General features: G+C 66.2%; 20 protein-coding genes. 6 read left to right on the top strand and 14 right to left on the bottom strand.

Annotated features, from left to right (window positions below; translation table 11 throughout):
- Nucleotides 1–449 precede the first annotated feature (449 nt).
- The 3 genes from GF399_03410 to GF399_03400 are packed head-to-tail and all read left to right on the top strand — an operon-like array spanning nucleotide 450 to nucleotide 3,211.
- Entirely contained in the window at nucleotides 450–911 is a 462-nt protein-coding gene (locus GF399_03410) for a peptidylprolyl isomerase (GenBank protein MBD3399361.1), read from the top strand.
- A gap of 9 nt (nucleotides 912–920) precedes the next feature.
- A complete protein-coding gene (locus tag GF399_03405) occupies nucleotides 921–1,850 on the top strand; it encodes an NAD-dependent epimerase/dehydratase family protein (protein MBD3399360.1) in 930 nt (309 codons plus the stop codon).
- Nucleotides 1,847–3,211, top strand: coding sequence for a response regulator (locus tag GF399_03400; GenBank protein MBD3399359.1), 1,365 nt, complete (start codon nucleotides 1,847–1,849; stop codon nucleotides 3,209–3,211). Before GF399_03405 ends, GF399_03400 begins: the two co-directional genes overlap by 4 nt.
- Nucleotides 3,212–3,603: 392 nt before the next feature.
- Here the strand turns inward: GF399_03400 and GF399_03395 are convergent, their stop codons facing one another.
- Complete coding sequence (locus tag GF399_03395; protein ID MBD3399358.1) at nucleotides 3,604–4,371, bottom strand: HAD-IA family hydrolase; 768 nt, start codon at nucleotides 4,369–4,371, stop codon at nucleotides 3,604–3,606.
- 630 nt (nucleotides 4,372–5,001) lie between these two features.
- On the opposite strand from GF399_03395, the gene rny reads away from it, so the two are divergent.
- From rny to GF399_03380, 3 genes are all read left to right on the top strand, one after another.
- The gene (gene rny / locus GF399_03390) at nucleotides 5,002–6,579 is read left to right on the top strand and encodes a ribonuclease Y (protein MBD3399357.1); all 1,578 of its coding nucleotides are present in this window, start codon (nucleotides 5,002–5,004) and stop codon (nucleotides 6,577–6,579) included.
- Nucleotides 6,580–6,702: 123 nt separating this feature from the next.
- On the top strand, nucleotides 6,703–7,164 hold the full coding sequence (gene umuD, locus GF399_03385) for a translesion error-prone DNA polymerase V autoproteolytic subunit (protein MBD3399356.1): 462 nt from the start codon (nucleotides 6,703–6,705) through the stop codon (nucleotides 7,162–7,164).
- A gap of 28 nt (nucleotides 7,165–7,192) precedes the next feature.
- Entirely contained in the window at nucleotides 7,193–8,494 is a 1,302-nt protein-coding gene (locus GF399_03380; protein MBD3399355.1) for a DUF4113 domain-containing protein, read from the top strand.
- 295 nt (nucleotides 8,495–8,789) lie between these two features.
- On the opposite strand, the gene GF399_03375 is transcribed toward GF399_03380, so the two are convergent.
- The 13 genes from GF399_03375 to GF399_03315 form a co-directional block, all read right to left on the bottom strand.
- Nucleotides 8,790–9,629: a fumarate hydratase gene (locus GF399_03375; protein MBD3399354.1), complete on the bottom strand. Its 840-nt coding sequence runs from the start codon at nucleotides 9,627–9,629 to the stop codon at nucleotides 8,790–8,792.
- A 104-nt stretch (nucleotides 9,630–9,733) separates the two neighbouring features.
- Nucleotides 9,734–10,900, bottom strand: a complete 1,167-nt coding sequence (locus GF399_03370; GenBank protein ID MBD3399353.1) for a phosphotransferase — start codon at nucleotides 10,898–10,900, stop codon at nucleotides 9,734–9,736.
- A gap of 144 nt (nucleotides 10,901–11,044) precedes the next feature.
- Nucleotides 11,045–11,395, bottom strand: coding sequence for a carboxymuconolactone decarboxylase family protein (locus GF399_03365; GenBank protein MBD3399352.1), 351 nt, complete (start codon nucleotides 11,393–11,395; stop codon nucleotides 11,045–11,047).
- Nucleotides 11,396–11,637: 242 nt separating this feature from the next.
- Nucleotides 11,638–12,918, bottom strand: a complete 1,281-nt coding sequence (locus GF399_03360) for a YihY family inner membrane protein (protein ID MBD3399351.1) — start codon at nucleotides 12,916–12,918, stop codon at nucleotides 11,638–11,640.
- Entirely contained in the window at nucleotides 12,558–13,130 is a 573-nt protein-coding gene (locus GF399_03355; protein MBD3399350.1) for a BMC domain-containing protein, read from the bottom strand. The genes GF399_03360 and GF399_03355 overlap by 361 nt, the downstream gene beginning before the upstream one ends.
- On the bottom strand, nucleotides 13,127–14,443 hold the full coding sequence (locus GF399_03350; GenBank protein ID MBD3399349.1) for a hypothetical protein: 1,317 nt from the start codon (nucleotides 14,441–14,443) through the stop codon (nucleotides 13,127–13,129). Before GF399_03350 ends, GF399_03355 begins: the two co-directional genes overlap by 4 nt.
- A 3-nt stretch (nucleotides 14,444–14,446) precedes the next feature.
- The gene (locus tag GF399_03345; GenBank protein ID MBD3399348.1) at nucleotides 14,447–15,457 is read right to left on the bottom strand and encodes a hypothetical protein; all 1,011 of its coding nucleotides are present in this window, start codon (nucleotides 15,455–15,457) and stop codon (nucleotides 14,447–14,449) included.
- Between the two features lie 26 nt (nucleotides 15,458–15,483).
- A complete protein-coding gene (locus GF399_03340) occupies nucleotides 15,484–15,759 on the bottom strand; it encodes a BMC domain-containing protein (protein MBD3399347.1) in 276 nt (91 codons plus the stop codon).
- A 20-nt stretch (nucleotides 15,760–15,779) separates the two neighbouring features.
- Entirely contained in the window at nucleotides 15,780–16,445 is a 666-nt protein-coding gene (locus tag GF399_03335) for a hypothetical protein (protein MBD3399346.1), read from the bottom strand.
- The gene (locus tag GF399_03330) at nucleotides 16,397–16,585 is read right to left on the bottom strand and encodes a hypothetical protein (protein ID MBD3399345.1); all 189 of its coding nucleotides are present in this window, start codon (nucleotides 16,583–16,585) and stop codon (nucleotides 16,397–16,399) included. Before GF399_03330 ends, GF399_03335 begins: the two co-directional genes overlap by 49 nt.
- A 34-nt stretch (nucleotides 16,586–16,619) precedes the next feature.
- Nucleotides 16,620–16,952, bottom strand: a complete 333-nt coding sequence (locus GF399_03325) for a hypothetical protein (protein MBD3399344.1) — start codon at nucleotides 16,950–16,952, stop codon at nucleotides 16,620–16,622.
- A gap of 228 nt (nucleotides 16,953–17,180) precedes the next feature.
- Nucleotides 17,181–18,125 carry a hypothetical protein gene (locus GF399_03320; GenBank protein ID MBD3399343.1) on the bottom strand — a complete coding sequence of 315 codons (945 nt, stop codon included), beginning with the start codon at nucleotides 18,123–18,125 and terminating at the stop codon, nucleotides 17,181–17,183.
- Nucleotides 18,126–18,128: 3 nt separating this feature from the next.
- The gene (locus GF399_03315; GenBank protein ID MBD3399342.1) at nucleotides 18,129–19,190 is read right to left on the bottom strand and encodes a hypothetical protein; all 1,062 of its coding nucleotides are present in this window, start codon (nucleotides 19,188–19,190) and stop codon (nucleotides 18,129–18,131) included.
- Nucleotides 19,191–19,375: the final 185 nt, after the last annotated feature.

Raw genomic sequence — 19,375 nt, 5'->3', positions numbered from 1 at the left:
TGGTAATCGATACCCCAGGTGGCGCAGGCGGTCTGAGCGGAAACAAGGGAACTGAAAACTAATAGTAGTAAGACTAGTATGAGCTTGCGCTTCATGATCCCTCTTTTCTCACTTTTTTATATCTCACGTTCGCTGGATTGCTTGACGTTCTCGCAATTTGAAATATAGCCCCGAGAATGCCCGACGTCAAGGGCCCGCGACACATTAACCGGCAGCCGGCCCCGACCCCAAAGCCGCGCGTGTTATAATCGATCGACTAGTAGCGATCAACAACCGCACCGCAACCCGCACCGTAAAGGACGAGGATGAAAAAGTCAGCCTGGCTAACGGCTGCGCTGCTGATTGTGCTGTTGGGCGCCTGCGGCCCCAAGCAGCCGGAGCCCGAGGACCGTATCGAAACCGTCAACGGTATCCAGGTCGAGAGCTGGGAGCCGCCGGAGGGAGAGACCATGCCCGAACCCGATCCCGAAACCCCGGTCGCCGTTCTGGAGACCGAGCACGGCGAGATCGCCGTCCGCCTCTACCATGACCGCGCCCCGGTGACCGTCGAGAACTTCAAAACGCTGGCCGAGGACGGCTACTACGACGGATTGACGTTCCACCGCGTCGAGCCGGCGCTGATCCAGGGCGGCTGCCCCGAGGGCGACGGTACCGGCGGTCCGGGCTGGACGATCCCCTTCGAGGACTCGGGTTACAATCACTACCGGGGCTCGGTGGGCATGGCGCGCAAGCGCGACCCGGACTCGGCGGGCAGCCAGTTTTACTTCTGCAAGGTCGACCTGCCCTCGCTCAACCGCGACTACTGCGTCTTCGGCGAGGTGCTGGAGGGGATGGAGGCCGTCGACGCCGTCGAGATCGGCGACGTCATCGCGAGCGTCCGGCTGACGACCTACGGCGAGTACAGCGAATAGGGGGACCCGATGCGCGTTCTGGTAACCGGCGGCGCCGGGTTCATCGGCAGCCACATCGCCGACCGCTTGGCCGCCCGCGGCGACGAGGTCTGCGTCGTCGACAACCTCTACTCGGGCCGGCGGGAGAACCTGGACCCCCAGCGGCGCTTCGACGAGGTCGACGTCAGCACGGCGGAGCTGGGCCGGGTCTTCGGCGAGGTCCGGCCGGAGCTGGTGGTCCACGCCGCGGCCCAGGTGCGGGTGCGCTGCGAGGATCACCTGCTCGACGCCCGCTACAACGTCCTCGGCTCGCTCAACGTCATCCACCACGCGGTGCGGACGGGGGTCGGGCGTCTGGTCTATATCTCCTCGGGCGGGGCGGTCTACGGCGAGCCGCAGTACCTGCCCTGCGACGAGGAGCACCCCGTCGAGCCGCTGAGCGCCTACGGCCTGACCAAGTACACCCCGGAACACTACCTCAGGCTTTACGGGCTGTCCGACGGACTGGATTACGTCGTGCTGCGGCCGGGCAACGTCTACGGCCCGCGTCAGGATCAGCGCGGCGAGGCCGGCGTCTGCGCCATCTTTACCGGCAAGCTGCTGGCCGGCGAAGTGCCGACGATCAACGGCTCCGGCGACAACACCCGGGACTACGTCTACGTCGCCGACGTCGTCGAGGCCGTTCGCTTGGCCGCCGAGATCGAGGAGCCCGCCGAGCGGGTCTTCAACGTCGGTACCGGCCTCGAGTCCAGCGTCAACGAGATCTACCGCGAGCTGGCCGCCCTGACCGGCTATCGCGGCACGACCGAGCACGCCCCGGAGCCCCTCGAGGTCAAGCGCATCGCCCTGGACTACACCCGCATCCGCGAGATCCTGGGCTGGGTGCCCAAGATCGAGCTGCACGAAGGGCTCAAGCGCCTGGTCGCCTGGAGCCGCGGCCGAACCACCGAGCGAAGATGAGCCGAGCGGCAACCATCCTGGTAGTCGACGACGAGGCCGCCCTGCGGCGGGGCCTGAAAAAGGCCCTCGAGGCCGACGGACTCGAAGCGCTCACAGCGGCTGACCTGGCCGCCGCCCGGGCCGCCCTGGCCGAACGCTCCCCCGACGCCCTGCTGCTGGACCTCAAGCTGCCCGACGGCTCGGGTTTCGAGCTGCTCGAGGAGCTGCGCCGCAACCAGCCCGAGCTGCCCGTGATCATCCTGACGGCCTACGGCGACGTGCGTTCCGCCGTCAAGGCCATGCGCTCCGGCGCCTGGGATTTCCTCGAGAAACCCTTCGAGCTAGACGTGGTGCTGTTCACCCTCGAACGCGCCCTGGAGCGCTCCCGGCTGCGCGGTGAGGTCCGTCTGCTGCGCGAGCGCCTGGACGCCGTCCGGCCCCTGGGCGACTCCCCCGCCTGGCGCACCGCGCTGGCGACCGCCCGCCGCGTGGCGCCGACGACGGCCACCCTACTGCTGATCGGCGAGTCGGGCACCGGCAAGGAGGTCCTGGCCCGCCACGTCCACGAACTCTCGGGCCGCGAGGGCGACTTCGTCCCCGTCCACGCCGCCGCCCTGCCGGCGGAGCTTTTGGAGAGCGAACTCTTCGGCCACGCCCGCGGCGCCTTCTCCGGCGCCGTGCGCGCCAAGGCCGGCCTGTTCGAGACCGCCGCCGGGGGCACCCTGTTCCTCGACGAGGTCGGCGAACTGCCCGCCGCCGTCCAGGTCAAACTCCTGCGCGTCCTGCAGGAAGGCGTTGTCACCCGCCTGGGCGAGACCCAACCCCGGGACGTCGATCTGCGCCTCGTCGCCGCCACCAACAGCGACCTCGACGCCGCAGTCGCCACCGGCGACTTCCGCGAAGACCTCTACTACCGCCTCGCCGTGCTGGAACTCGTGCTGCCCCCCCTGCGCGAACGGACCGGCGACGTCGCCCTGCTGGCCGCCCATTTCCTCAAGCGCGCCGCCGCCGAGTACGACGTCGAACCCAAGCGCCTGACACCGGCCGCCGAACGCCTGCTCTCCGCCCACCCCTGGCCGGGCAACGTTCGCGAACTCAATAACCTCTGTCAGCGCCTGGTCCTGCTGGCACCCGGCGGCGAGATCACCCCGGCCGACCTGCCCCACTCCTTCCAGCGGACCGACGACGCCGCGACCGCGGACTGGCCCCCGCCGCCGCCCCGCTCCGTGGACTTAACCACCGCCGTCGAGCGTCTGGAACGCCGCCTCCTCGAACGCGCCCTGGCCGAAGCCGACGGCGTGGCCCAGGAGGCCGCCCGCCGCCTCGGTCTGGGCCGCGGCGCCATGCAGTACAAGCTGAAAAAGTACGGCCTGGGAAACTGAGTATCACTCCGCTACAATCCATACTCCGACGCCGGAGGGCTGCGCGGCCCTCCGGCTTGCTCTATCTCGGCGAACACTGCTGTGAGCGGTTCGATAACCACCGGCGCGACCAGCGAAAACGACCCGCCGGCGTTCACACAACCCCGGCCCGCCGGAACTGGCACGGTTTTTGCGGAGGCCGACCGTTATCATCGTCCGGAACGGTCGCCGAGATGCAAAAACCGTGCCAGTTCCGGCGGGTGCCTAGGCGCGTCTCGGTTGGTTATCGTGGGTCGTTTTCGCTGGTCGCGTCGGGGGGGCATCTTGAGTGCCGGCGAGCCTCGATTGAGAAAACGAGGCTGGAAGCCTCGTTATGTTTTGCGTATTGTTCGTTCGGCGCGGATCGGATTGGCTCATTCGGGTTCGGCGGTGGGGCGGTCGCTGCGGCGTTGCCCCAGTCGCAGTCGCAGGTTTCGCAGGTCGGTGATCAACAGGTCGGCCCGGCTGAAGTCCTGGCTCCGGGTGTACTCGTGGGGCAGGGCGATGACGCGCATCCCGGCCTCCTTTGCCGAGGCGACCCCCGCCGTCGAGTCCTCCAGCGCCAGGCATTGCTCCGGGGCGACGCCCAGGCGTTCGGCGGCCTTGAGATAGATCTCGGGATGGGGTTTGTTGTGTTTGACGTCGCCGCCGGTGAGGATGGCGTCGAAGTATTCGGTCAGCTTGAACTTTTCCAGGACTACGCTGACGGAATCGGGGTGGGCGCTGGAGGCCAGAGCGGTGAGCAGTTGGCGGTGCAGCCGGCGCAGCAGTCCCAGCAATCCGGGGCGCAGCTTGAGTTTTTCGCGCACCAGCTCGTCGTAGACCGTCTTCTTTGCCAAGCGGACCTCCTCGACGGAGACCCGCAGGTCGTGACGCTCAATGTGTTCGTGGAGCACACTGCCCCGGCCGACCCACAGCCGGATGAATTCATCGCGTTCGACCACGGCGCCGTGATCGGCGAACACCCGGCGGTAAGCCTCGTACTGCAGGGGTTCGGAGTCCACCAGCACTCCGTCCATATCGAAAATTACGGCTTCAATCAGATTGGCGTTCACCGGGTAAAGTCCTCCTGTGATGAATATACAAGTATGGTAGCACAGCTCACCGTCAGTAACAATGATAAAGAACCACCGTGACACCATTTGTCATTAAGTGGACGATAATTCTTTGCTTTTAGCGGGATTCGGTGCTATCATAGTCTTGACGTTCGACTTAGCGGTCCCAAGCGGTCCGTTGCCCGCGGCTTGCGACCGATATTTTTCGGCTCCAGCCGCGGGACAGGCAACTGCCGCGGTGGATTTGTCGACGGACCCCGAGGTTCGTTCGCATCCCGTAACCGGGCGGTATAGCCGGGTTGAGTCGAGGCGCCTGTCGTGGATCAACCGTCTCAGCGACGGTTTAAAGCTGTTTATCATCGGAAAGCCCGTCACCCGTTGTCGATCGCGAGCTTACAACACCGGAACCGGATGCATCGTCAACCACACATCGTAAGCCCGACCCGCGCGCGGCCGCCCGGCCCGCCGGGTAAACCACGCCGACGACTGTACTGAGGCTCCCGTCCCTCCACGACCCGCCCCGCACACTTCCCCCCGACCGCATCCCGCGGTACGAACGCTCCCGTTGATTTCCAGCGCAACTGTTGGGCGCTTCTCGGCGTATCCCAACCGGTTGGTGTGGTAACTCAGCCGGTCGGACGTCGCGTCCGCCGTTCATGTTTCCGGTCATCACCTCGTCGACGGCGCCGCAGGCCGCCCGCGGCGAGGCATGAAGGGGTGATCGTCTTGTTGATAGGATCCTGGCCCGGTGTGCTGATCATCATCGGATCGGCGCTCATCGCGGCTTTTATCGGTTGGCAACTGCGCCGCCTGGTTTCCTCCCGTCAGCTCAAATCCGCCGAGAAGCTGGCCGACGACATCGTCAAGAACGCCAAGGCCGAGGGCAAGACCATCGTCCGTGAAGCCAAGGTCGAGGCCAAGGACGAGGCCCTGCGGATCAAGCAGGAGGCCGAAAAACAGGCCGACCAGCACCGCTCCGAGCTCCAGCGGATCGAGAAATGGCTGACCTCGAAAGAAGCCACCCTGGACAAACGCTCCGTCGAGCTCGATGAGCGCCACGAGGACCTCAAGGGGCAGCAGAAGAAACTCGAGGACCGCGAGGCCGCCCTCAAGGCTCAGGAGGACAGGGCCGAACGGATCATCGAGGAACAGACACGGACCCTCGAGGAGCTTTCCGGGATGAGCGCCGCCGAAGCCAAGCATCTGCTGTTCGACAACCTGCGCGCCGAGGTCGAACACGAATCCGCCCGTCTGATCAAGGAGATCCGCGATGAGGCTCTGGCCAGGGCCGAGGACGAGGCCCGCCGGATCATCACCGACTCCGTCCAGCGCTTGGCCGCCGACCAGGTCAGCGAGGTCACCGTCAGCGTCGTCCAGCTCCCCAACGACGAGATGAAGGGCCGGGTCATCGGTCGCGAGGGCCGCAACATCCGGGCCTTCGAAATGGCCACCGGCATCGACGTCGTCGTCGACGACACTCCGGAGGCCGTCATCCTCTCCGGCTTCGACCCCATCAAGCGCGAAATCGCCCGTCAGACGATGGAGAAGCTGGTCCTCGACGGCCGCATCCACCCCGGCCGCATCGAGGACGTCGTCGCCAAGACCCAGGCCAAGATGAAGACCACCCTGCGCGAGGCCGGCGAGCAGGCCGCCCTCGATACCGGCATCCAGGGTCTGCACCCCGAGGTCGTCAACCTGCTGGGCCGGCTGCACTACCGCACGAGCTTCGGCCAGAACGTCCTCCAGCACTCCAAGGAGGTCAGCTACCTGGCCGGGATGATGGCCGCCGACCTCGGCCTCGATGAACGCCTGGCCCGCCGCGCCGGCCTGCTCCACGACCTGGGCAAGGCCGTCGATCACGAGGTCGAGGGCACCCACGCCCAGATCGGTGCCGACCTGGCCCGCCGCTACGGGGAAAAGCCCCGGGTGGTCAACGCCCTGGAGTGCCACCACGGCCGGGTTGAGCCCACCACGCCCGAGGCCGTGCTGGTGATGGCCGCCGACGCCCTCTCCGCCGCCCGTCCCGGCGCCCGCCGCGAAACCCTCGACCTGTATATCAAGCGCCTGACCTCCCTCGAGGAGATCGCCAACTCCTTCTCCGGCGTCGAACGCTCCTTCGCCATCCAGGCCGGGCGCGAGATCCGCATCATCGTCGACCCCGGCGAGATGGACGACGTCGGCGCCGACGAGATGTCCCACGCCGTCGCCCGCCGCATCGAGAAGGAGATGGAGTACCCGGGCAAGATCCGGGTCACCGTCATCCGCGAGCACCGCGCCACCAGCTACGCCAGCTGAGCCCGCTCCGCTCTTCCCGTCACGGCGCCGGCTTATCATGGACCGCGTTAACGCTCAACCCCGCCCCGCGGCCGCAGCGCTGCGGACTGCATAACCACCGCCGGCGGGGTGGGCATCCCATTCATGCGAGTCGGCCGATCAATGAGTAACAAAAAACCCCAGCCCCGCAACGAGCTGCTGCTGCCTACGAACGGCGGCGCCGTCGAGCTGCCCCTGGCCGAGAGCCGGGTGCCCGCCGGCTTTCCCTCGCCCGCCGACGACTACATCGCCCGCCGCCTGGACCTCAACGAACACCTGATCCGCCATCCGGCGGCGACCTTCTTCGTCCGGGTGGCCGGTGATTCGATGACCGGCGCCGGGATCAACGACGGCGACATCCTCGTCGTCGACCGTTCCCTGGAGCCCGCCGACGGCAAGGTCGTCATCGCCGTGGTCGACGGCGAACTCGTCGTCAAGCGCCTGCGTCGTCGGGGCGATGACTGGTTGCTGCTGGCCGAGAACGACGGCTATCCACCGATAACCGCCGGCGAGGACGGCGAGTTCGAGGTCTGGGGCGTGGTGACCAGCGTCATCCACTCCCTCTGACGCGGGGGGCGTCGTGAACCGGTCCCTGATGGACAACGCCTTCGCCCACCGCATCGCCCTGGTCGACTGCAATAATTTTTATGCGTCGTGCGAACGGGTGTTTCAGCCGCAACTGGAACGGCGCCCCGTCGTCGTCCTCTCCAACAACGACGGCTGTGTCATCGCTCGCTCCAACGAGGTCAAGGAACTCGGCGTGCCGATGGGCGCGCCCTTTTTCCAGTGGCGCGAGCGTTTGGAACGCAACGGCGCCGTCGTCTTCTCCGCCAACTTCCCCCTCTACGGCGACATGAGCCGCCGGGTGATGTGCGTGCTGGCCGAGGCCGCACCGGACTTCGAGATCTACTCCATCGACGAGGCCTTCCTCGGCCTCGACGGTCTCGCCGATCCCGTCGGTCACTGCCGCCGGCTGCAGGAGCGCGTTTTACGCTGGACCGGCATCCCCGTGGCCATCGGCGTCGGCCCGACCAAGGTGCTGGCCAAGATCGCCGGCCGCCTGGCCAAGAAGCAGCCGCGCTGGGGCGGCGTCAAGGAGTTGAAGCGGGACGACGAGCTCGAGGATGTCCTCGAGGAGCTGCCCGTGAACAAGATCTGGGGCATCGCCGACCGACTGGCCAAACGGCTCAAACGCTCCGGCATTTACAGCGCCCGCCGCCTGCGCGACGCCGACGAACGCTGGATCACCCGTAAGCTCGGCGTCGTCGGCCAGCGGCTGGTCTACGAGCTGCGCGGCATCGCCTGCCTGGAACTCGACAGCCAGCCGGCGCCCAAGAAGGGCATCTGCACCTCGCGCTCCTTCGGCACCCCCCTGGAGACCAAAGACGAGCTGGCCGAGGCCCTGGCCGAGTTCGCCAGCCGGGCCGCCGAGAAGCTGCGCGAGCAGGACTCCGCCGCCGGTGTGCTGACCGCCTTCATCATGACCGGCCACTTCGCCGGGGGTCCCAAGTACTACAACTCGGCCACCCGTGAGCTGCCCGTGGCCAGCGCCCTGACTCCGGAACTGATCGCCGCCGCCCTCGAGGGACTCGAACGCATCTACAAGCCCGGCTATCCCTACCGCAAGGCCGGGGTGCTGCTCTCCGGGATCGTCCCCGCCGGGGCCGTCCAGCGCAGCTTCTTCGACAAGCTCGGCCGCCCGACGGCGCCGACGAAGAACCCGCGACGCCGTGGCGAGCGCTTGATGAAAACCCTCGACCGCATCAACGACGAATTGGGCTCCGACACCGTTCACTACGCCGCCACCGGAACCCGCAAGGTCTGGAGCATGCGCCAGAGTCACCGTTCCCGGCGCTTCACCACCAGTTGGCGCGAGCTGCCCGTCGTCCGCGCCTGAGGCGGCCGCTGAAAACAGCCACCGGGCCCGTCGACCCGCCAACCATCGTTTACGCCGGCGGAACCGGCACGGTTTTTGCGGAGGCGAACCGTTATCGTCGCCCTAACGGTTGCCGAGCTGCAAAAACCGTGCCGGTTCCGCCGGCTGCGTTGTGAACGTCGCCGTTGGGTGCGTCCCGGCTGTTTTCAGCGGCCGCCGATCGGCGATCTCGTCTTTATCATCCGTGCCACGGGTGACAATAAACCTCCCCCGGCGGGGGAGGTTTTGTTATGCAACGAGCGATACCGAGCCTGGATTACAGTTTGGACGCCTTGCTGCGCGCCGAGTGGCACTGGACGTTGACGGCGACGGGCAGGCTGGCGATGTGGCAGGGGTGGGGTTCGACGGCCAGCCAGAGGGCGGTGGTGCGGCCGCCCAGGCCCTGGGGTCCGATGCCCAGCTTGTTGACGTCTTCGAGCCAGCTCTTCTCCAGCTCGGCGTAGAAGGGGTCGGGGTGATACTGACCGACGGGGCGCACCGTGGCGTGCTTGGCCAGCAGGGCGGCCAGCTCGAAGGTTCCGCCGACGCCGACGCCGATGATCGTCGGTGGACAGGGGTTGGGTCCGGCCTCGTCGATGGTGCGCAGGACGAACTCCCGGGCACCCTCGACGCCGTCGGCGGGCTTGAGCATGGCGATACGGCTCATGTTCTCGCAGCCGCCGCCCTTGGGCTCGACGAGGACCTCGACGTCGTCGCCGGGGACCAGGTTGAGGTGGACGACGGCCGGGGTGTTGTCGCCGGTGTTTTTCCGGCGGAAGGGATCGGCGACGATGGACTTGCGCAGGTAGCCCTCGGCGTAGCCGCGGCGGACGCCCTCGTGTACCGCGGCGACGGGATCGCCGTCGAAATGGACCTCGGTGCCGATCGCCAACCAGACGACGGTGAAGCCGGTATCCTGGCAGAGGGGCACTTCCTCTTCGCGGGCGATGCGGCTGTTGTCGATGATCACGTCGAGGACCTCGCGTCCCACCGGCGAGGTCTCGACGGCGCGGGCCTCGGTCAGGGCGCGCTCGACATCGCCGGGCAAGCGGTAGTTGGCCTCCAGACACAGACGGCGGACGGTTTCGGTCAGCTCGCTTAGGGCGACGTTGCGCATCGCTTCTCCAGTAGTGATGAATAGGGCGGGCCGATTTTACCACAGCCCGCCGGTACGGCGAAGGGTCCGGCCGCGGCCGGACCCGGATTATCTAGCCGGTTCGATCACTCCAGGCGTTCGAGGGCGTCTTCGATACGCTCGAGCCAATGCTGAAGTTGATCGTCCTCGGTTTCGCGCTCGAATAGCCAGGGAGCCTGTTCCCGCCAGCCCCGGGCGGCCCGGGCCAGGTTCTCGCAGGCGTGGATCAACCGCATGGCTGCCAGATCGCTCTCGCCGGGGGGTTCCCAGCGCGGGTTGTGGCCCTTGGCCAGTTCCCGGTAGGTCTCGAGTTGATCCCAGGCCAGGCAGGGTGCGAGGTCCGCGGTGGGGCAGATGACGCCGAAGTCGCCCCAGTCGACGATGAGGTTGGGCTCATCGTCGGCGCCGATGATGACGTTGTAGGGCGTCAAATCGCCGTGGACGACGGTGGTCCCGCTGGCGAAGGCTTGATCGACCGCCTCGTCGAGACGGCTGACAGCCCGCCCCAGCAGGGGCTCCAGCTCGCCGCGACGCTGTTCGAGGTAGGGCAGGCTGAAGAAGCCGTCGACCTCCAGCAGGGCGCAGCGCTTCTTGAAGTCGGCCGCGGTCTCGACGGGGTAGCCGCGCTGAACGTAGCTGTCGGCGGCGTCGCAGGTCGAAGCGTGGAGGTTGGCGATGTCGTCGAGCAGGCCGTCGGGCAACCGCCAATCCTCGCCGTTGGGCGGCGTGGCGGCCAGGGATTCCCCGGGGTGGTAGAAGTAGACCATCGCCTGATAGTTCTCCCCCACCGGCGAGCTGAGCTCGACGGCGGTGGTCACCAAGCGGGGCTGGTGACGCAGCCCCAGGCGGCGGCCGAGGATGTAGCTCTCGACTTCCTTGTCCCAAGGGATCTTGAAGAACAGGTCGATCTGGCGTTCGCCCTCCCGGCCGAGGCGGGTGCGCAGGTGGGCCCGGCGGGGGTGGAAACCGAAATCCATCCCGTGGGCCGCCGTGGTCGACCAGGTCTCGCCGGGCTGGAAGACGAGGTTGACGATCGAGAGATTGAGCTTGAGTTCACGCGACAGCGACTGCTCCAGTGCGGTCCGACCCACCGGGGTCACGGACCACTCGCCGGAGCGAGCGGTGAGGTTACCCATCTGTATACTCCGGATTGCTTGTAGACCACTCCGCCCGTTGGGGGGGAGAATCGGTCGATAGGAAGGGTAGATTAACCACTTTGAAGGATGAAGCGGTCGTGGACGCGGCCGCTTCATCTTTACTGTCGACCGTCGGTGACGTTACGGAATGCGTACCGTCACAATCGCGATTAACGCGCACACGGTCGGATAAAGACGGATGTTACGATATGCGGCTGTTAAATGCAACCCAGATAATAGTAACCCGGATGCATATTCAGCTTACGCTTCAGACCCCCCGAGACGTTCCCAATACTCCAGCGCTCGCCGGTAGTGGGGGATGACGATCGACCCCCCCACCACCAGAGCCACCTCGAGGGCCTCGACGATCACCGCCGTCGACAAACCCTCCTCACGGCAGCGTCCGAGATGGTAGGCGATGCAGTCGTCGCAACGCAACACCGCCGACGCCGTCAGGCCGAGGAGTTCCTTGAAGCCCGCGCTCAGCGCACCAGCGCGATAGGCGGCCCCGTCAAGGTTGATGAAACGCTTGGTGACCCGTCCGCCGTGCTCGAGCAGCAATCGCGTCAAACGCTCCCGCTCGGCGGCGAACTTCTCTGGTGTTCGGCTCATCGATGACTCCGGGTTGGCTCGGTCTAGCGGCGGACCTTTGAAAACGGTTCCGGCGAACCGGCGACGCTTGCTTTGGCCCCGCCGAAGGTGGCACGGTTTTTGCATCTCGACCGACGTTAATGACGATGATAACGTCGCGCCTCCGCAAAAACCGTGCCACCTTCGGCGGCGGGGGGTGGATTGCGCGCCGTAGGGGGGGTGTTTTCAAAGGTCCGCCGCGGCGGTTCTAGTCGGTGGCGCTGTTATTTTTTTTCCGGCGGTCCTTCGTCGAAGCGTCGAGCGACTTCGGCGCCGACGAGGAGGATGTGGGCGGCGTAGTAGGCCCAGAGGAAGACGACCACCAGTCCGGCCAGCACGCCGTAGTAGAGGGCGGGCCGGGTGATGTGGGCGATGTAGAAGCTGAACAGCAGCTTGGCGCCTTCGAAGCCGACGGCGGCGACGCCGGCGCCGACGAGGGCCGAGCGGCTGCGCACGAGGGTGGTGGGGACCAGGCGGTAGACGAGGAAGAAGAACAGCAGGGACAGCAGGAAGGGGGCCAGGACCATCACCAGGCGGGCCAGTCCCTTGACGGCGGCCAGCTCCATGCCCCACAGCGTCCAGTCGGTGGTGGCCACGTGGGCGAACAGACCGGTCAGCCAGGTTCCGCCGAGGAAGAAGACCAGGATGCCGATGAGCATGGCCAGGGCTATCAGGGGGCCTTCCCACCAGCGGCGTTTGCGGGCCACGCCGCCCCAGATGTTGTCGATGCCCCGGCGCAGGGCGCTGGTCACCCCGCTGGTGATCCACAGCATGGCGACCAGGCCGATGATGCCGACCTCGGCGCGGTTGGCGACGGTGCGTTCGAGGAGGCCGCGGATCAGCACCTCGCCGTGGGGGATCAAGCGGACGACGGTGTCGGTGACGGCCTCGACGGCGCGCTCGTCGGAGCCGAGGATGTAACCGGCGGCGCTGGAGCCCAGCAGCACCAGGGGGACGAGGGTGACCCCGAGGTAGAAGGCGATGCCGGCGGCGGTCAGGGGGCCGTTGTGGGTCTTGATGTGCCGTTCGCCGACGTCGCGCAGGAAGCGTCCGAGGTTCTTGAGGCGTTCCCAGCACCAGGCGGCGGCCCGGCGCAGATAGCGTCGATGAAGTAACTTGAGTCGCTGGGCGAGGGTTTTGGGGCTCACGATACGTCGTTCCCGGGGCGCAGTTCGAGGCGGCGGACGAGGTCGGGGTGGGGGGCGGGGATCAGCCGGGCGTCGACCAGCAGGCCGTCGCTTTTCAGGTGGGCGGCGGCGGTTTCGAGGGCCTGGCGGGCGGCGGCGGTTTCCCCGGCGACGAGGAAGTAGCCCCGGCCGCCGAGGCCGACGGCGACGCGGACTTCGACCAGGGTCACCGGGGCGGCCTTGGCGGCGGCGTCGGCGGCGCGCAGGGTGCCGGCGATGTTGAAGGCCTCGACGACGCCCAGGGCGGCTCTCGGCGGCAGGGGGTTGAAATCGCCCAGGGCGGGGAGCAGGTCGGGGTGGACGGCGGGCAGCAGGCACTCGCCGACGACGAGGTGGGCGCCGACGCGGGCTCCGGCGGTCAGGGCGGCGCGGACGGCGGCGACCTCGCCGCTCCAGAGGGCGGCGAACTTGCCGGCGCAGAAGGGACGGGCCAGGACCAGCTCGGCGGCGGCGGACTTGCAGCCGGCGTCGGCGGCGTCCAGCCCCCGCGCCACGCTGTAGAGCTCCAGCAGCCCGACGGCCGTGGTCATCGGCGCACCTCGAGGGTCAGGTGGGTTTCTGTGATCCCGGAGACGGTTCCGGCGGCGGGGGCATGGAGCGGCACCGCCAGGGACGCCGTCGGTTCGGCCAGCAGCTGACCGGTCTCCACGGGTCGACCTTCGTCGACGACGGACCGCGCCGGATAGCCGACGCCCTGTAGCAGGGCCAGGTAAAGTTCGCCGACGGCCGGGGCCGCGACGTAGTCGACGGGGCGCTGGTGATCGCTCAGGCCCAGGCGGCGCAGCAGGGCCGTCGTCGGCGGTCGTCGTCCCGTCGAGGGCTCCCGCGGGGCGGGCTCACGGGGCGAGTGAGCGGGTCCGGGGTAGCGCCGACGGAGTTCGAGGGCCGCCCGCCGGGGCGAGAGCCCCTCGGGGCAGGCGTAGAGCTCGCAGACGCCGCAGCCCGAGCAGGCCCACATCTCCGGTGCCAGGGCCTCCAGGCCCAGGTTGAGGCACAGGGCGCGCATCCAGCGGTGGGGGCGGATGTGCTGGCCGGCCAGCCAGCGCGGGCAGTGGTCGGTGCAGTAGCGGCATTGGGTGCAGGCCGACAGCGCCCGGCGGCGGTTGAGGCCCGGGTCCAGTTCGAGGTGGGCGGTGATCGGGCTCCCCGGCGGCAGGACGGTGTAACCGGCCGTCGTCTTGGAAACGTGAGCCGCGACGGGGTCGACGGGAACGCCCATCGCCGGGCCGCCCTCGAGGACCGTTCCCGCCCCGTTCCAGCCGGCGGTTTCCAGCAGCTTCGCCGCCGAACAGCCCAGGGGCGTGCGGGTCACCAGGGGCCGCTCGACGGCGCCGACGACGCAGACGGTTTTCTCGGTCAGCGGTTCTTCATCGTCGACGGCGGCGGCCAGGGCCGCCAGGGTCTCGACGTTGAGCACCAGGGCGCCGACGTCGCCGGGCAGGCCGAAGCGCGGAACCCGACGCCCCGTGAGCAGCTCGACGAGGACCACCTCGTCGCCGACGGGGTAGGCGTCGGGCAGCTCGAAGAACTCGACGGTATCCGCGGCGGCTTCCCGCAGGGCCTGGATGACTCCGCGGCGCTTGGCCTTGGCGGCGACGACCCGACGCCGGGCGCCGACGGCCCTCGCGGCCAGCTCCAGACCGCGGATGATGGCCTCAGCGCGGTCCCGGCAGAGGAAGGAGTCCTTGGCCAGCAGGGGCTCGCACTCGGCGGCGTTGGCGATCAGCGTCGCGGCGGGCCGGGCCAGCTTGAGGTGGGTGGGAAAACCACCGCCGCCGCAGCCCACTAGGCCGGCGGCGCGGCAGCGTTCCCTGATCGTGTCGGCGCTGGGGGCGTCAGGCATGGCTCACCTGCGGGTGACCAGGCGCAGGCCCAGATCACGCAGGGCGTCCCGGGCCGCCGGGGTGACGATGGCCCGCGGCGTGACCGGCAGCTCGACCAGACCGGCCCGGGCGGCGGCGCGGACGTCGTTCTCCGTCACCAGCCCCAAAGGTTTGACCCCGGCGCTGCCGCCGAGGACCCGGGGTTCACGACCCCCCGATGAGATCAGGCCGACATCGACGCTCCGGGGCTTTCGTTCGGCCGTCACCGTGTCGCTGAGCGGCGGCGGGGCGACGGCGGCCAGGCGGACGGTGTTCCCCGTCCGCAGATTCGCGGCGTTGCCCTCGTCGGTGTCCAGGTGCAGCTCGAGGCGGTAGTTCTCGTCGACGCGCACCCGCACCTGGTCGAAGCGCGCCCCGCGCCAGCCGTCGGCGACGAGGCTGATGCGCTGACCGTCGGAGAGGCCCAGGGCCGCCGCCTCGGCCGGGGCGCAGTGCAGGTGCCGGTCGGCGACGGTCACTTCGTCCGACAGGCGCAGCTCCCCCGCCGGCCCGAGCAGCAGGGGCGCTTCCTTAAAGACCACGGCCCCGCCGGGGCGTAGCTCGTAGTCGTTGCCCAGCCGGGCCAGGTCGCTGACCGCCAGCTCGAGGGTCGTCCGCTCGCGCTCCGGGCCCAGGATCCTCAGGGTGAGTACCTCCTTGCGGCCCACCAGGCGCAGCACCTCGGCGGCGGCGAACTGACCCGGCTGCCTCAACAAACGCAGCTCGCTCAGGGCGGCGCCCGGTCCCAGCAGGCGCTCGAGGTCCGCCGCGCTGATGTGCAGGTGGCGGCCGCTGACCCCCACCGGGATCCGCCGGGGGTCGACGTCAGCCTTCGGCGGCGTCGGCGGCGCCGGGCCCTTGGGGTAGGGCTCGGCAACCTCGCTGGTCTCGGCAGCCGCGGGGCGCGTCTCACCCAGCGCCCCGGCCTCCCGGCGCGCCAGCTCCGCCCGCACCGCGTCCTCGACGCGGCGGGCGATATCCTCCCTCTGGCTCATCTAGCGTCCCCGTCCAGCGCTCTAGGCTAGTCGTTGGGCAGCAGCATCTCCACGTTGTCGTGGGGCCGCGGGATGACGTGGACGCTGACCAGTTCGCCGACGCGGCCGGCCGCGGCGGCCCCGGCGTCCGTGGCCGCCTTGACCGCGCCGACCTCGCCGCGGACCATCACGGTGACGTAGCCGCCGCCGACCTTCTCCTTGCCGATCAGCCGGACGTTGGCCGCTTTGACCATGGCGTCGGCGGCCTCGACGGCGCCGACCAGGCCCTTGGTCTCGATCATCCCCAGGGCGATCTCTTGCAGGTTCTGAGCCAATGTGCCTCCTAGGTGTCTTTGCAGTCATCAAGAGGTGAGTCATCAACTGTTTCTATCTCGATAGTGTATGGCCATTCTTTTTTCTCTGCTAATTGTAGAAGAACATAACCTTTAGGGGCTTTATACCTTTTACTATTATTGATTCTAGAATTTATATGTTTTTCAAGATCGTTACCTTTCAATATATATTTATCATCTACAACACCACAAAGAGCACAAAGGACTGCATCAATTTCATCATCATTAATTTTCAATTCAGTATTATCTATTGGAGAAATATTCAATTTATCACATATCCCACCGATAGATGTTGTCCATTTATTTTCCTTATATACTGATATCGTTTTCTTATATTTTGCATTTATACCAAGTTCAATTAAACTTGCCGCAGGATATGTTTCATACAAGTTTTCACCTAGCGTTAATTCAGATTTATTATACATATATTTAAACTGTTGAACATATCCACCCATCAATGAACCTAAAGGTCTTTGACCATTATAGGCTCTATCAACTGGCCTTAAGTTTAATTGCCATATATAACCAGGATTATTATATGCATCATTGAAATATGTATTATCTATTGGTACATCAACAAAAAGAGGCGTAATATTCTTTAGGCATTCTATGCGATTAGCAATTCTATAATCAGTAATTTCAATGTTTCCATCCACACCTGTAATCTTCTTTTAAATATATGTTTATCATATATCGTAACATTTATTGTTTTCTCATCTACATTTTCTGCCCTTGCCAAGCCTTGTTTCGTACTTGAAAGCCCCGCCAAATCCAACCCCCAGGCGACCTTACCCATAATAACTCCTTTTCTATTCTCAAGGTTGAATGGGCTAGAGAAGCCCTTCTGCATCACCCGCGTCCAGCTCGTCCAGGGCCTTTGTAACGGCTAGCTTTATGCGCTCGTCGCTTATCCCGTCGGTTTTAAGGTCTTCCGCCGCGGACAGAGCGTCGCGGCCCCAGGCCAGGCGCTTGCGGTTGGTCAGGTGGCGGTCGCTGACGTTGTCGCCGGTCGAGGAGCCGCCCCAGGCCCCCGGTCCCAGGCTCAGGCTGGGCTCGAGGTGGGTGTCGGCGCCGACGACGTTCGGCTCGGCGAGCAGCACCCGGGTGCCCGCGGGGACGTCGATCCCGGCCCCGGTGGCGGTGAACCCGGCGTCGCGCCGCACATAAGAGTGGTGAAGACAACCGAAGACGTTTTAACACTCATGGTTCCCGCTCGATTAAGGGCTGGTCAACACTAACGGCGCGGTCTGGGTTCCCGGCAGATCGGTCAACTGGTAGAAGTGATTCTCCTCGACCCACAGGGCGTAGACGTCCCAGTCGCCGTCGCGGTCGGCGGCGAAGAAACACCAGGTCGCCGTTTCCTTTGCCTCCCAGTCGTATCCGGCGTACAGTTAGGGAAACTTCTCCTCGCCGGGCCAATCAGTCAGGCGTCGTAGATCGCGGGCGACCAGACGGAGCCCTTTCATTCCCTCGTCGTCGGCAGACAGCCAGGCGAGGTAAATGTCCCGATCACCGTCATCCGGTGAGTGAAAGGCCAACGGCGGCGCGTAGTCGTCGAGGTAGTCGAAGCCGGTGGGGTAATGGTTGGGCAGCTCGGGACAGAGGGTTTCCGTGACTGCTTCCAGGCCGCTGATCTCGCCGCTGCGCTCGACCACTCCTCCCGGGTTGACGATTGAAAAATACAGGCGGTAAAAACCCTCGATATTATCCTGATAGACGAGGATCACCGGTTTGCGCAAGGGATCGAGCTCACCCGGAGACAGCTCCGGAAAGCCGAGCCCGTAGCCCGCGGGAACCAGCTCATCCTTGGAGGCGGCGTAGAAGAAGGTCGGCCAGAGCTGATCGCCGGGACCGAGGTCGAGGATCCGGACAGCGGAATCCTCGCTCCAGAGGGCGATGTCAAAACCGCCGTCGGAGTTCTCCCGGCTGAAGGCCAGGCAGCGGTTGCCGAACACGGCGGGCTGCAGATCCTCGCCGAGGTCCGCAATGACGGCTAAGGGTTCCATGTCGTACTCATCTACCGCTACCGCCAGATCCCATCCGCCCTCGCCGGGAACCTCGTAAACGAAACTTTTACAGTTGGTTGGTGTACCACCGATACCGTAGGCACCCATCCCGGCTGGGAAGCGTCCCGCGACTCCCAGCGTCTCGAGCTCGTCATCATAACTGTGCACGGAGCAAAGCTCGGGCCCGCCGGAAGAGTAATCGACGATAATGAGCTCCATGGAATATCCGCCGTGCTCGAAGAAGTCGCTCCAGAACTCCTCGACGGTGCCGAGCCCCAGGCTCCCGGCCGCCGCCAGCGGGAGTAGCACCAATAATAACGCGCCGCGCATTTTTTACCCGCCCGGGCGGTAGTGGACGTAGGGCGCCGTCTGGGTCATCGGCTCGTCGAGGAGCTGGTAGAGCTCCGTCGAGCCGAGTTCGAAGGCGTAGAGGTCGTAGTCGCCGTCGCGGTAGGAGGCGAAGAAGACCCAGGGCGCGCCGCCGTCGACGGGGTAATAGAGCTCCGGGTACTTGTCCTCGGCGGGGTGTTCGGTCAACCGCTGCGGTGTTTCGAGTTCGAGGGAGAGCTCATCGGGGTCGCCGGTCACGTCGCCCTCGATGGTCAGCTCGGACCGGTAGAGGTCGCGCTTGCCGTCGTCCTCCAGGCCGTGGAACAGCAGCTCCAGGCGCTCGCCGTCGGCGGGGATGAAGCTCGGACTCGTGTTGGCGACCTCGGGGCAGAGCACGCGCCGGGGGTGGTTGAGCAGCAGCCTGTCCCGGACGATCTCGCCCCCCGGCTCGAGAATCAGGTAGCGCAGGTGGTAGTCATCGCCGTGCTTGCTCTGGTAGATGATGACGGCGGGATGCTCGAGGGGGTCGTCGCCCAGGCTCGCCGGGGCGGCGTAGACCACGCAGGGGAAGGTGTAGTTGCCGTCGGGCAGGTCAAGCGGCACCACAGCGCTCTGCTCCGTCCACAGGGCCAGGGTATGACCGCCCTCGGCGGTCTGGACGGTGAAGGTCACCAGGCCGTGGCCCCCGATGCTCGGCTGGAGGTCGCCGAGACGGCTGGCCACGGTCTGGGCCTCGTCGGTCACCGGATCGAGGACGACGATATTCCAGTCTTCGGCGCCGCGGACCTCGAAGACCAGACGCTCCGGATCGGCTGCGGGATCGAGGCTGCCGTAAGCCCCCCGGCCGTCGATGAAGCGGGCCTCGAGCCCGGTGTTGAGCGGTTCGCCGCCGGAGAGGGCCAGCTTGAACAGCCGGGTGCCGTCCGCGGTCCAGCCCTGGTAGTAGAGGTAGCAGGAGTCGGCGTCGGGGAAGACCTCGGCGAATTCCTCGAGGCCGCCGACGACTTCCAGCGGCGCGGCGAGACAGGTAACGGCGATCAGTAACAGGGTGGTCGCGATGCGCACGGTTAACGTCCTCCGGTGGGCGGGGGTATCGTTGGCTGTTTTCGTTAGGGATCACACACGATCATGGACCAATCAGGATGCTTTTTAGGTAGTCTATCATGCCGGGATCGTTTCTTTGGTTGAATCTGAACTCCATCTCCCTGATGAAGAGACTGAACTTGTGCTTGAAACCGCCGTGGTAGGCC

It is taken from the genome of Candidatus Coatesbacteria bacterium (assembly GCA_014728225.1).
GTDB lineage: Bacteria > RBG-13-66-14 > RBG-13-66-14 > RBG-13-66-14 > RBG-13-66-14 > WJLX01.
This window is presented reverse-complemented; position numbering and strand designations above follow the sequence as displayed.

Excerpts from the sequence above, each read along its gene's own strand:
- GF399_03410 (MBD3399361.1), top strand. The coding sequence starts at position 450 with ATGCCCGAACCCGATCCCGAAACCCCGGTCGCCGTTCTGGAGACCGAG.
- GF399_03405 (MBD3399360.1), top strand. The coding sequence starts at position 921 with ATGCGCGTTCTGGTAACCGGCGGCGCCGGGTTCATCGGCAGCCACATC.
- GF399_03400 (MBD3399359.1), top strand. The coding sequence starts at position 1,847 with ATGAGCCGAGCGGCAACCATCCTGGTAGTCGACGACGAGGCCGCCCTG.
- GF399_03395 (MBD3399358.1), bottom strand. The coding sequence starts at position 4,371 with ATGGTGTCACGGTGGTTCTTTATCATTGTTACTGACGGTGAGCTGTGC.
- umuD (MBD3399356.1), top strand. The coding sequence starts at position 6,703 with ATGCGAGTCGGCCGATCAATGAGTAACAAAAAACCCCAGCCCCGCAAC.
- GF399_03380 (MBD3399355.1), top strand. The coding sequence starts at position 7,193 with ATGGACAACGCCTTCGCCCACCGCATCGCCCTGGTCGACTGCAATAAT.
- GF399_03375 (MBD3399354.1), bottom strand. The coding sequence starts at position 9,629 with ATGCGCAACGTCGCCCTAAGCGAGCTGACCGAAACCGTCCGCCGTCTG.
- GF399_03370 (MBD3399353.1), bottom strand. The coding sequence starts at position 10,900 with ATGAAGCGGCCGCGTCCACGACCGCTTCATCCTTCAAAGTGGTTAATC.
- GF399_03365 (MBD3399352.1), bottom strand. The coding sequence starts at position 11,395 with ATGAGCCGAACACCAGAGAAGTTCGCCGCCGAGCGGGAGCGTTTGACG.
- GF399_03355 (MBD3399350.1), bottom strand. The coding sequence starts at position 13,130 with ATGACCACGGCCGTCGGGCTGCTGGAGCTCTACAGCGTGGCGCGGGGG.
- GF399_03350 (MBD3399349.1), bottom strand. The coding sequence starts at position 14,443 with ATGCCTGACGCCCCCAGCGCCGACACGATCAGGGAACGCTGCCGCGCC.
- GF399_03345 (MBD3399348.1), bottom strand. The coding sequence starts at position 15,457 with ATGAGCCAGAGGGAGGATATCGCCCGCCGCGTCGAGGACGCGGTGCGG.
- GF399_03330 (MBD3399345.1), bottom strand. The coding sequence starts at position 16,585 with ATGGGTAAGGTCGCCTGGGGGTTGGATTTGGCGGGGCTTTCAAGTACG.
- GF399_03320 (MBD3399343.1), bottom strand. The coding sequence starts at position 18,125 with ATGCGCGGCGCGTTATTATTGGTGCTACTCCCGCTGGCGGCGGCCGGG.